This is a genomic window from Paenibacillus sp. MMS20-IR301, assembly GCF_032302195.1.
GTDB lineage: Bacteria > Bacillota > Bacilli > Paenibacillales > Paenibacillaceae > Paenibacillus_AQ.
On sequence record NZ_CP135275.1, the window covers coordinates 3,900,779 to 3,913,394 of the forward strand.

The window sequence follows — 12,616 nt, forward strand, 5'->3', positions numbered from 1 at the left end:
GTATGACACTCCCTTCCTTGCGAAGTATGCTCCTTAAAGTGCTCGCCAAATCATCATTATTTACAAAAGTGTACTGTACCACTCCAGCTGCTGCAAGTGCGTTGCTGCGTCCGCTTAACGCAAATACATAATTAGCGTCTGCAAATCATTTTCCCGGATACCCTCCACAATCAGCTCAGCAATTCTCAGCCCGCCGCGCTCCTGGAAATGCGTATTGTCCCGTATACCGCTTGAATAATTTATCCACTCTCCAGGCTCGCCCCAGAGGAAGATCGACTTCGTGCCCTCCGGACCTTCCTCCTCGAACAGCTTCTTGCTCTTCGCAGCGAGATCGATTAACTGTACTCCTTCTACTTCAGCCAGTTGCCCTACAGCATCCAGATAAGCCCCATGCGAATCCTTCAGCTTCCCGGAGGCATCGAAGTAACGGCGGTGCACAGAGGTGACGAGTACAGGCACCGCCTGTCTCGAACGGGCCGCTTCAATATATTTGCGCAGATGCTCCAGGTAGGTTGTCGACGGGTCGGTATGACGGGCCTCATCGTTCTTCTGGTCGTTATGGCCGAACTGGATGAACAGGTAATCGCCCTCTTTTAGCTCTTCTATAATGGCCTCAAGGCGTCCCTCGGCAATAAAGCTCTTCGTGCTCCTTCCGCCCTGCGCATGATTGGCTACTGCTACATCATGCTTGAAGAAACGCTGCAGCACCTGTCCCCAGCCGGAGAACGGGAAGCCGCTCTCGCTGGCGTCCGTTACCGTCGAATCCCCGGCCAGAAACAAAGTGATTTGTTCCTTAGAAGGAACAATCTCAAGTGCATTCACTCGCGGTGCCAGTCCCCCGAAGCTGAGCTTCAGCTGTCCTCCCCGCACATTCACTGCAAACATCTCCCGGGCGTATTGGCCTGCTACGGTATGGATGTCCGGCAGCACATGACGTTCTCCGTTTGATTTTACCGTAGTATGGGTTGGTGCATATTGATCTCCTGTAATCAGGGTAATAATATAATTCCCGTCCTGTACATCAGTAAGGAAGATGGCCCCGAACGGAATACAGAAATCCCCGGTCAGCGGTTCCCCGTTTCTTCTAAGTGCAGAAACATTAGTACAGTCCGCGAAGCCGTACCCGCGTTCCGGATGGTATAAGTCCTCAGCAGTTATTTTCGTATACCCTGCCATTGCCGTACTGCCAGCCCCAAAATCATAATAATACGCCATCTTCCAAGCCTCCACGGTTTCAAATTACTTCCATTCTAGCGCTTCAGGATACTTAGGTCTATTCCTGTTTGACATTATGATAGAGGTAGGGGATCTGACAGACCGCAGCAGCACATTGGATTCGGTTTTTCGCATATATTCAGCTCGTTTGCCCCCGGAGGATCACATTATCCTGCCCGCTGTATTCACTGCTTCCGCCGCCGCCACAGCCGGTAGCCCTTGCGGACGGCCTCCAGTATCATACCCGGTACCGGAAACATCCAGCGGGAGGCGACCGGACGGTAGAGGTGGTAGTAAGCCTTCTTGTAATCCTCCCACATGCTGCAGTCCTCTTCCTTAAGGAAATCGGATATATCTACGATCAGGCCGCGGCCGTTCTGAATCATTACATTCTTCGCATGGACATCATGCGGATGCAGCCCCCGGCTTCTGGCATACTCCAGCGCATAATCGATATCCTGCACCGCCTGCCCGGTGATGAGAACCCCCTTTTTCATAGAATCATAGAAGGTGACTCCCTTCAGCCGCTTCAGGATCAGGAAGCCCGCTCCAGTGTAGTAGCATTCGGAGAAGGCCGGATGGCGGCCGAGCCGGCGGTACACCTCCGCTTCCTCCTCAAGGCCCGGCCGGCCCGGAGCGTATACCTTCACGGCATAATCTGCCGCCTCCGGATGATAGAATACAGCGGCATAATTCCCGGTTCCGAGCAGCTTCCAGGGCTTCGGCACAGCGCGGACCTTCACCGGCTCCTGCGGATCAACACTCTCAATCAATACTTTTGCCAGCAGCTCACCTGTTATCTGTTCCAGCAGCTCTTGCATCCTTCTCACCCTCAGTCCGCTCGAAATTAGCCCATTCCCTTTGCTCTGCTCTATTCTATTAGTTTACGCCAAAACACTATAATAGACACATTATTTGAACTCGGAATCTGACTGTTACACTGGTGAAGATCCGGGCTTCTGAACGCACGCCAAAACCGGCCAGCAGCAGCTGACCGGTTCTGTCTCTATTATGAGCTTCATTCATTACATCACTCATTCACCAATGCATAAGCGGATATTGTACGGATGCGGCTGGTGAGCAGCAATGAGGTGAGATAAGAAACAATGATCAGGGCCAATCCGAATAACACCACCCAGGAAGTCATCATGATATAATTCGCCTTCATAATTCCCATGGACCGCTGGGCTGCGGACATGATCGTATTGGTCTGGGTGAGACCAAGCACGCTTCCAATCACAACACCTATCGTTATAGGCGGCAGCAGTCCCAGTGAGAGCTGATTCATCAATTGAAGGGTGGTGAAGCCGATGGCTTTTTGGATGCCCAGCTCCCGCTTTTTACGGATTACGGTTGAATTAATGACAAAATAGAGCACCAGTATTACCACTAGTATAGTGATGACCATCATGGTTATACCCACTTTAGAGATAATGGATGTGTACATGCTGACGCCCTGCTCCATCATAGTATCCATATCCTGAGTTGCGGAGATGGAAGCTCCAAATTTATGTTCTAATTCATCTCCGAAGACCTCTGCATTAACCCCTGAATTCAAATAGATCTGCAGCGTCTGCGGTTTGAATTCCGGGCGGAGCTGAAGCAGGCCGTCCAGTCTGATGGAAGCGTTCATGCCGCCCATATTTGATCCCTGGGACAGGCCGGTGATCAGATACTCCGCCTGCTTCGTCCCGGCTTCCAGCATTACACGGTCTCCGGTAGTCTTGTGCAGCAGCTCCGCTAACTGGCCGGCCAGTACGATTTCATTACTATGGCGCGGGTATCTGCCCTCATAGACGGTATTCGTTTCTTTCGCTGCGTAATCGTTCATTACGTAAGCAGTGAGATCATTCTTGCCGCTTCTCAGCTTAACCTCATCAATAAACTGGGCTTTCCGGACACCGTTCATACTGCTGATCTCGTCAACAAGGCGGGTACGATCCGCATCCGCGCTGAGCACGGCCACCGCATTGGAGATCTCAATTCCCGGGGTCTCCTTAAATGACTTGATATCCACAACTGTGTTATAGAACATCATTAGGGCAAATGTCCCTGCAAAAGCTACAGCAGTCAGAATCACCCCGATCATCAGGCTTTGCCGCCCGTTTTGCAGCATGGACTTGAGCCCCAGCGCGACGGGGAGCCTGCCTTTAGAGCGGTCAAGCGGGATGAAATTTCTTCTGAAGTTATGGGTAACGATCCCGCCTCTCAGGGCCACAATCGGATTAAGCTTATGAATACGCCTGGAGGCAATGATGGCTACAATAACAACAATGAGGAGGATCAGGCCGAGAGTGCTGCTGCTGATGCCGCCATCGAACCCTTGAACCCACTTCAGCCCCGATTGATGGGCAAATACGGCTGACAGGACCGGTGTAACTGAAAAGGACAACGCTATGCCGGCTACACTTCCGAGCAAGGCAATGATTGAATACTGCATCACGATTGTCGTAATAATCTGCCGGCTGGTATATCCTACCGACCTTAAGGACCCGATCTTCGTCATATCTTCTTCAATACTGTTCCCGATTCTGAATCTGACCACGATCAGACAGACGGCAGCGATAATTGCAGCAAAGGCTACTGTCATTACGGATAAAATACTGGACATGAGCACGCGGGACATTTTAATCAAATCCAGATTCATACTGAAGAAACCGCTGACCGAATTCGGATCGAATCCGGCATTCCCTTTGGCGATTCTTTCTCTTATCCCTGCTTCCACTTGCTTGTTCACCTCGGCGAGCCCGGCATGAACCAGCACCGCCTTGCCTTCAGCACCCAGCTTCTGCGTTACCTGCCCATAAGTCTCATGGGGGAGATACAGCCCTAAGCTGCCGGTATCCAGCGAGCTGAACAGAACATCCTCCGTAAAACCTTTGACCTTAAATGTAAAACGGGTATCTTTGACAGTCAATTCAAATAGATCATTAAGCTTGTAGCCGCCATCCAGGCTCAGCACATAAGGCAGATACACCGACATAGATTCCGGAGGCAGATGTTCCCCGACAAACTTCCATTTCGAGCTGTCGCGCTCCTGATCCCCATCACTGAGTATAACGGTAATCTCCGTCTGCTCCCCCTTATAAGGGATGGTCACATTAGACCAGATTACATCTTCCTTCTGCATGCTGACAACGTTTGTATCGGCCCGCAGGTAATCTTCTATCTCTGAAGTGTAGTACTGGCTTTGCATAATGTAATACACATCTGATGTGTTAAGCTCCCGGATATTCTTCTCAAAAAAACTGCCGAAATTAAACATCACCAGCAGGCCAGCATTCAGCAGCAGTGAGGCTATGAGGAACATCAGGAATAGTGAGACCGTATGTCCTCTGGTTTTACGGATATTGGCCCAGCTGAGCATTACTAATTTGCGCAAGCCTACCACCCCATTTCACTGAGGAAGGCATGGAGCCGTGCATGGCGCTCCGGGTCACCGCTCTTGTACTTGCCCAAGTTACAGTCACCGTGAATCACACCGTCCCGCATGTACAGAATCCGGTTGCCCCGGCGCGCCGATTTCAGATCATGAGTGACCATAATAATGCTCTGTCCCTTGTTGTTAATCCCGGTTAATACATCCAGCGCCGCCGTTCCTGCTGCGGAATTAAGCGCTCCTGTCGGCTCATCGGCAAACACAACCTTGGGCTTGTTAATCAAGGCTCTGACAATGGCGGCACGCTGAACCTCTCCCCCGGACAGCTGGGCGGGGAATTTGCGCCAGATGCTCTCGGTTAGCCCGACCTGTGTGAACAGCTCTCTGGCTCTTGCGGTGATACTCCGCCGGTCATTGCTGATAAGCAGCCCCGCAGCAAGAATATTGTCCATGATGCTCATATTATCGAGCAGGAACATCTGCTGAAACACAAAGCCGCAGTTCTGCCTGCGGAAGACCGCCAGCTTGTCGTTACTGAGCTTCGCAATTTCCTGGTCCCCGAACGAAATGGTGCCGAGTGTCGGCTTATCCATACCTGAGAGGGCATACAGCAGTGTAGACTTTCCCGCACCGGATGCCCCCATAATAATGGTGAAATCACCGGATACGATATCCAGATCAAGATTCTTCAGCACATGCTGCTGTAATCCCCCGCTGGAGAACGTCTTGCTGAGCTTCCGGGTTGTAATCATTACCTGACTCATAACCTGACCCCCTGACTATTGAGACTGCCGGCCTGCTGCAGTCCCTGTAGTCTTATCTTAGCCTGCGAAATCTTAACGGGTCTTTACGCAATTCTTAACCAATTCTGAAATCTTCTTAGACGACAGGCAATTGCAGCCTCACCATGAAGCCGCCTTCCACATTGCTGCAGCTTAAGCTTCCGGACATCCGGGCCATCAGATATTGACAGATATACAGGCCGAGTCCGGTACCGCTTTTGCCTGCCGCATTGCCCGCCCGGTAGAATTTATTGCAGAGCAGCGGAAGCTCCCCGGGATCAACCCCTTGTCCATAATCCCTGAACGCAATCTCCAGAAAAGCCCCCTCAAGGCTCGAGGATACACTGATTGAGGTTCCGGCATACTTATAGGCATTGCTTATCACATTATCAATGACCTGTATAATCCGCTGAATATCTGCCGCAATCAGACATTCAGGAACAGGCGCGATAACAGCCAGGCTGTTGTAATCGGCCTGCCGGATCATATCCGCCAGTACTCCGCTCGGCTGCTCAGTGACGGTGACGCTTAACTCCTGCAGCTCTTCCAGCGTTGCACTGAACATATTGGTAATCAGCGTGTTGATCTGATCAGCCTTGGCGTTAATGACCTCCAGCTGCCGCTTATCCGCTGCTGCCGCAGCTTTCACAAGCATCACTTCCGTGACCGCCTTGATCGATGCGAGCGGGGTCTTGATATCATGGCTGAGCGAAGCGACCAATTCCTTCTTGCTCTGATTCGCTGCCCGTTCATTCTCGCGGGCTTTCGCCAGCTCTTCCCTCATCAGATCAAAGCTCTCTGCGAATGCCCCGAAGCCGTTGCCTCTGTCCATTTCGAGCGGCATATCCAGCTTGCCCTCCGCCACATGCCGGGCGAACGCCTGCAGCTTGCGGAACGGGCGGAAGATCGCCCTGTCGATATACTCCGCATAAATCATGCAGAACAAAGCAATACAGACCAGGATGACACCGATATACGCGAACAGCTTGTCCTTGTAAAGATTCCACTTTTCATCCGTATGGTTATAAATAATCAGCTGCCCCAGCCGGGTTCCGTCCTGGCTGATATCCACAATCGTATCCCGGTTACGGACTGCTGCATCAACTGTCTCATTCAGCCCGCGTCTTGTGGCCCCGGCCAGACCTCCGTTCAGATCCAGTACCACATAGTCCAGCCCATACTGCAGTCCCGGCAGTTCCGGATGTTCCCGGCTTCCCCAATGCTCGGCAAGGGTCTCTGTTATATCATTCACCGCCACCAGATCAAGTCCCGGCTCCCTGTCGCTGTAGAACGAATAGAGAACAGCACTGACACCGATGATCAGCAGGGCCACAAATACAGCGGTTACCCGCTTAATTCTCATCATCCACCTCTACTCTGCCTCAAAAATATACCCGGTTCCCCAGAGCGTCTTGATAAACTGCGGCTCATTGGGACTTGCTTCAATCTTCTCGCGCAGCCTGCGGATATGTACATTCAAGGTTCCGTCGCCGGTAATGGCGTCATTCCAGACATTCGTAAATAATTCCTCCTTGGAGAGCGGGCGGTTCCTGTTCTGCAGCAGATAGGAGAGCAGCTTGTATTCCATTGCCTTCAACTTAATCTCCTGTCCGTTATTCGTCAGCTTCTCCGTAACCCGGTCCAGCCTGAAGCACCCGAAGCTTGCCGCATCAGCATCACCGCGGTAGCGCTTCAGCACTGTTTTTACTTTGGCCAAAATAATACTGAGCGCATACGGCTTCTGGATATAATCATCCCCGCCGACATTCAGGGCCAGCAGCACATCATCATCACTGGTCCGCGCACTGATGAACAGGATCGGAATGTTCGTCTCAGCCCGCAGTCTCCGGCAGATCTCGAATCCCGAGGAGCCTTGTCCGAGGTTAATATCAAGCAGAAGCAAATCAGCTTCATGCCGGTCAAAAAAAGCAAAACAGGCCTCCTCATCTGCCGCCCAGCAGGTGTTCACCCCAAACATATTCAAGTACTCGCAGGTACTTCTCGACAGCGCCTCTTCATCATCAACGATCAGGCAGTCATACTTCGCCATTAACGGAATACTCCGATTTCTCCTGATTGCCAATCATCGAAAGCATCTTGATGCTGCTGTGCGAATAAAGCTGGAAGGCCATCTTTGGGGAAGTATCTTAACTCCAATGTTTCGTTACCGTCTGTGGCAAGTTCACCTGCAACGGGCCTGCATTGGAAGAAGAACGCAATGGTTTGAGCCTTATCGCCACCAGGATACTGATGAAAGTATTTTGTGTAAACACCAATCATGTGTTCTGCTTCGACCTTCACCCCCGTTTCTTCGAGTATCTCACGAATTGCTGTTTCTTCGGCAGACTCACCCAATTCCATCGCTCCTCCAGGAAACCCCCAGGCATTGCTGTCACCGCGCCTTTGCAGCAAAACCTCATTGCGCTCATTGCATACTATTCCTCCGGCAAAGTTGAGGAAAATCAAATCATGGCTTACCTTGCTTCTAATCCACTTTATATAATTTGGTTTTTCAGTCACAAAAAAGCCCCTCTGCAAATGTTCTCAAATACACTGCCCCATCTCTACTCCGCTTACCCACGGCAATTTCACGCTGACGCTGGTTCCTGCACTCACTACGGAATCGACCGCAATCTGCCCTCCGCTGGCTTCGATTAGCTGCTTGCAAATGGACAGGCCGATGCCTGTGCCTTTGGGCTTCGTGGTGAAGAAGGGATCGAAGATCCGCGTTAATTTATCCTGCGGAATTCCTTCCCCGTTATCACTGAACACCAGCAATACCTCATTTGTGTCGGCAAGCGTAGTGATTGCAATAACAATTGTGCCTCTGCAGGCAGTGAAGGAATCAATACTGTTCTTGAGAATATTCAGGAAGACCTGCTCCAGCTGGGAAGCACTTCCGAATGTGAGTATGCTCTCCTGGGAATAATCCACGACCAGCGTAATATCACCGCTTAGTATCAGCTGATTCACAATATTGTTAACCCTATGTATAACCTCGATTATATTAAATACGGCACCTGAATTATGCATTCCATCCCCTTTACGGGACAGCATCAGGAAATCCGTAACGAGACCGTTAAGGGTATCAATCTCTTTGATTGTAATATCAAGATAAGCCCGCAGCTCGTCAGTCTTAACCTCCGGCTCATACAGCCTGTGGTGGATCAGCTGGGCGAAGCCTTTAATAGAAGCAAGCGGATTGCGGATTTCATGCGCCATTCCTGCAGCCATTTGCCCCATGACGGCAATCTTTTGCTCATGCAGACTGTCGATCTGCTGGTTCTTGTTGCAGGAATATCCGCGGGCAAACCCGCTGAACCGGGTCCAGTTGCATTCCATCAGCCGGTTATAGAAAAACAGCCGCTGCTCTGATTCGTCCACGAGCTGTTCAATAATGCCGAACATCACATTCTGAGCGGTTAAGTTCAGGTCTTTACTCATCTCAAGCATGCTGTCAAAATGATCCCCGAAGATCTCAGCAGTATAGCTCCCCTGCTCGAACCCTTCTTGTTCCTGCATAATCAGGCTCTGATTGTACTCGTCAGGAGACAGGAATAAGGCTTCCACAATGTATTTCAATGCCCTGCTGAATGTTAAATCCAACAATTCTTTATGCATTTCTACAAACCAGGCAAATTCGGTATTTTGCAGCAGCATCGATTGGTAATGCCTTTCCAGAATGGTGGATATGGACATGTTTAATGACGAACGCAGCGTCTGTTCATGATATGCCATTTTCTGCCTCCCTCTATTTTATGATTGTATTCCATGGAGGAGGGTGTTTTCCTGCTTGCGGACAGAAAAAGTAACACCCCAATCCATTCTGCCAGGGCAGAAACAGGCTTGAGGTGTCAAATATAATGGAGGCGGGCTAAGCAATATCCCTCTTATGAAAAGAATAGCCGGCCAGCCCTAAGAATGCAGCAACATAGCAGGTGATGATGAGCAGGCACTGCACCAAGGGAAACTGATTGATCTCAGCAATGGTGGCCCGGTTCTGGGAATGGGTTAGTTCAACGATGGCCGGCAGCAGAAATTTCACCATACCCGTCCGTACATTGAGCAGTCCGATGAGCTGGGTTCCCAGTAAAGATATCACTAGCGTAATGCTGAGACTTAAGGTCGTGGACCGGAATACGGTAGCGAGCATAAAGGCAAGGGTCATGTAAGGAATATAATAGACCAGCGATAACAGACTGTTGCCCAGCATGAATACTGCGGTGCTCTTCTCGATCAGCTGCCCGTCCGCAAAGCTGTAAATGAACGGATTGCCGAATGGCTTAAACAGCATACTGAACGCAGCGTTAGTCAGCCAGGTAATCAGAAGAAACAGGCAGGAGGAGGCAAGTGTGCTGATATACTTTCCTATTAAGATTTGCGAGCGCCTGAAGGGATTCATCACCAGAAATTGAATCGTTCCGCTTTCGAACTCTTTGGCCATCGACACCGCATAGATGACCGGAAAAACAACCAGAATCAGACCCAGCGCCCGAAGCGACAGCACGGAACTCATATACCCTGCCGCTGTACCAAAGCTGTAATCATTCGCGGGGATAATATTGTTATCCAGATATGCCCTGTTCTCCTTCCACTGCTCTATGTATATATGATTAGCCGGGGACTGGCTGATTTGGGCTGCACTCATCCCGAGCTGCTGCTCCAGCCCCTGATTGGCCGACTCCAGACTGGCTCTCCAATCCTCTGACGGGGCGGCAAGAAGCATAAATACAGAGACAAGCGCCATAATGAGCAGCGAGCTGAACCAGCTTTTACTTCTGAAGAACTTATACATCTCCGCCTGTACCACCTGTATCACCGCGCTCATGGCTTCCCTCCGATTAACGTCATGAATGTGTTCTCCAGTGAATTCCGCTCTTCCTTCATCTGCACAACCTTGATATTATGCTCTCTGAGCATTAATAGAATATCTGCGAAGGTATCCGGCCGGGTCCCGCTCAGAATAAGCGTATGCTCCTGCCTGATCTGCACAGCTCCGAAATGCTTCTTAATCAGCGCCAGCGCCTGAGTATCATCGGTAGTAGCCACACTCATATTCACCAGGCCCTCCGACGTATCCGCTCCAAGTTCCTTGATTTGCAGCAGCTCCCCTTGATTCATCAGGATTGCCCGGTCACAGATGGCCTCCAGCTCGTTCAGGGTATGGCTCGACAGAAATACAGCCGTTCCCGCACCAGCCATGTTCTTCAGCGTCTCTCGCAGCTCAGCCACCCCGCTGGGATCAAGGCCGTTAAACGGCTCATCCAGAATCAGCAGCGAAGGCTCGGCCAGAACCGCCTGGGCAAGACCTAACCGCTGCCGCATGCCCAGAGAGTAGGCTTTTACCTTCTTGTGAATGGCTTCTGACAGCCCGAGCAGCTGAACAACTGCATGCAGCCTTTCCTGTGAAACCCGGCGGAGCTTGGCATAATAATTCAAGCACTGATAACCCGTTAAGTATGGATAGAACAGCGGAGTCTCGATAATTGCCCCGACCTCTTTAATGTAACCGGCAAACTGCTGCTCAATATTCATCGTTTTGATGGAGATCGAACCGCCGGAAGCTCTGGATAAGCCGGTAATCAGCCTCATCAGGGTGGTCTTCCCTGCGCCGTTCGGGCCCACTAAGCCCACAATCTCACCAGCCTGTATCGAAAAGGTGAAATCCTTCAGAATCGCTTTGCCCTTAATGCTCTTGAACACCTGATTACATTGCAAGACCTGCATGATGCTCCCGCTCCCTTCACTTCTTCCCGCTATCCGTTGAAATACTCGAACAACCTCTGTTACTGCTTCGCAACCAGCGGCAGCAGATGGTCCTGTACGAGCGTCTGCAGGCTTGCGTGCAGAATGGCTTGGCTGCCGTATACCTGTGCACTGGGGAATGGCAGCAGATAGATATGCATAGTCTTGTTCTTCATCCGTGCCAGCGCCTTATTCATCATAACTCCATGCCCCAGATCAACCGGCTCAAAATCAACCTTGAACATATGGGACAGCACCTGCTTCTTGAAGCCGTTCGCTCCGCCCAGTCCAATCAGCACGCCTGCCCGGGAATGCCCGAACGCTTGCAGCAATAGCTGTCTGCGCTGCTCGGCATCCTCGCTGTAATTGCTGAACTCGTCTTCCATTCCCGCTGCAAACTGATTGTAGGCCCGGCTGTATCTGTTCTCAATGGTTGCGGTAACGGCATATTCATCATACCAGCCCCCCTCCTGGGGACGGGGAAGGTGGCGCCAATCCGTTAATGCAGTCTGTAAGCCTTCTCTAGGGCAGAACAGGCCTTCCAAGGCAAATCCTGAAATCTCCTGCCGTTTTTCTTTGGAGTCCACAGCTTCGAACCAATCACTGACAGGAGCCGTAGAATGATTCTCCAGGGCAAGCACAATCCGGGCAATGCTCTTGAGGAATGAGCTGCGGACCTGATCGGATATCTTCGGGTCGGCTCCTTTGGCCCGCAGATATTCAATGATCTTGTCCCTCCCGCCCAAAGCTGACGGCTCCCAGTACCCTTGTGCCGGAGAGTCGCCGAAGATATAGCTGTACCCGGAAGCACCCGGCGCTTTGCCAAAGGTATTGCAGCGCGCCTCTACATTAGCCTCAATACTGTATGTACCTGTTCCTTCTTCATTGCCGAAGAACAGAATATCCGCCTCCGGGAAATTGCCGCAGCCGATATAGGAGAGCAGCTGCTTATATTGCTCCCTGCTGATTCTCCAGCCCGGGGTTTCGCTTTCGAGATAAGCTGCTTCCTGCTCCGTTTCTTCCTGAATTTCCCCCGTACCTGCAGAATGCTGTTCCTTCCCTTTGAATGCAAGCACTCCCTGTCCGGATGATTCAATAATCTCAAGCTCCTCCGGATAAAAGGCCCCTGCCTTGCACAGCTCCTGCGGGTGATGCACCTTATATAACCGGACGCGGACATAACCGTCCCGCTTGGACTCTGCCACAATTCCGGTTCGGTTATGTGTTACCAGATCAAGATTCTTCCCCTCATGCTTCCTAACACGGTCCACAATCTGCACTTTATCGCCTATATGAATCTTCGTCCCGGCGCGGTCAATGTAATATTCCATAGTTCTCCCCCTTCATTATTATTGCGTCATTCTACTAGATTATGGATGATCCATTCCAGTATTTTACTATGAATGCCGCGTAATTCATACTGTACGAAACATGGCTTGTTGTTCTCCCTACCCCCGGAGCGGTATAATGGCTGGGAATTGCAGAGCGGAGGACG

At 51.1% G+C, this 12,616-nt stretch carries 11 protein-coding genes; all 11 read right to left on the bottom strand.

Annotation, left to right across the window (positions count from 1 at the left end; genetic code table 11):
* Nucleotides 1-114: 114 nt before the first annotated feature.
* On the bottom strand, nucleotides 115-1,215 hold the full coding sequence (locus tag LOS79_RS16820; protein ID WP_315411106.1) for a rhamnogalacturonan acetylesterase: 1,101 nt from the start codon (nucleotides 1,213-1,215) through the stop codon (nucleotides 115-117).
* 185 nt (nucleotides 1,216-1,400) lie between these two features.
* Entirely contained in the window at nucleotides 1,401-2,036 is a 636-nt protein-coding gene (locus tag LOS79_RS16825; protein WP_315422289.1) for a serine/threonine-protein kinase, read from the bottom strand.
* Nucleotides 2,037-2,245: 209 nt separating this feature from the next.
* A complete protein-coding gene (locus LOS79_RS16830; protein ID WP_315411107.1) occupies nucleotides 2,246-4,597 on the bottom strand; it encodes an ABC transporter permease in 2,352 nt (783 codons plus the stop codon).
* 2 nt (nucleotides 4,598-4,599) lie between these two features.
* Nucleotides 4,600-5,358 carry an ABC transporter ATP-binding protein gene (locus LOS79_RS16835; RefSeq protein WP_315411109.1) on the bottom strand — a complete coding sequence of 253 codons (759 nt, stop codon included), beginning with the start codon at nucleotides 5,356-5,358 and terminating at the stop codon, nucleotides 4,600-4,602.
* 115 nt (nucleotides 5,359-5,473) lie between these two features.
* Nucleotides 5,474-6,742: a HAMP domain-containing sensor histidine kinase gene (locus LOS79_RS16840; RefSeq protein ID WP_315411111.1), complete on the bottom strand. Its 1,269-nt coding sequence runs from the start codon at nucleotides 6,740-6,742 to the stop codon at nucleotides 5,474-5,476.
* 6 nt (nucleotides 6,743-6,748) lie between these two features.
* Nucleotides 6,749-7,426, bottom strand: a complete 678-nt coding sequence (locus tag LOS79_RS16845; RefSeq protein WP_315411113.1) for a response regulator transcription factor — start codon at nucleotides 7,424-7,426, stop codon at nucleotides 6,749-6,751.
* Nucleotides 7,426-7,896 (bottom strand): NUDIX hydrolase, encoded by a 471-nt coding sequence (locus LOS79_RS16850; RefSeq protein ID WP_315411114.1) that lies wholly within the window; start codon nucleotides 7,894-7,896, stop codon nucleotides 7,426-7,428. Before LOS79_RS16850 ends, LOS79_RS16845 begins: the two co-directional genes overlap by 1 nt.
* Before the next feature lie 24 nt (nucleotides 7,897-7,920).
* Nucleotides 7,921-9,114: a two-component system sensor histidine kinase NtrB gene (locus tag LOS79_RS16855; protein ID WP_315411116.1), complete on the bottom strand. Its 1,194-nt coding sequence runs from the start codon at nucleotides 9,112-9,114 to the stop codon at nucleotides 7,921-7,923.
* Between the two features lie 136 nt (nucleotides 9,115-9,250).
* Nucleotides 9,251-10,204: an ABC transporter permease gene (locus tag LOS79_RS16860; RefSeq protein WP_315411118.1), complete on the bottom strand. Its 954-nt coding sequence runs from the start codon at nucleotides 10,202-10,204 to the stop codon at nucleotides 9,251-9,253.
* Complete coding sequence (locus LOS79_RS16865) at nucleotides 10,201-11,103, bottom strand: ABC transporter ATP-binding protein (protein ID WP_315411119.1); 903 nt, start codon at nucleotides 11,101-11,103, stop codon at nucleotides 10,201-10,203. Before LOS79_RS16865 ends, LOS79_RS16860 begins: the two co-directional genes overlap by 4 nt.
* Before the next feature lie 59 nt (nucleotides 11,104-11,162).
* Nucleotides 11,163-12,452 (bottom strand): hypothetical protein, encoded by a 1,290-nt coding sequence (locus tag LOS79_RS16870; RefSeq protein ID WP_315411121.1) that lies wholly within the window; start codon nucleotides 12,450-12,452, stop codon nucleotides 11,163-11,165.
* Nucleotides 12,453-12,616 lie beyond the last annotated feature (164 nt).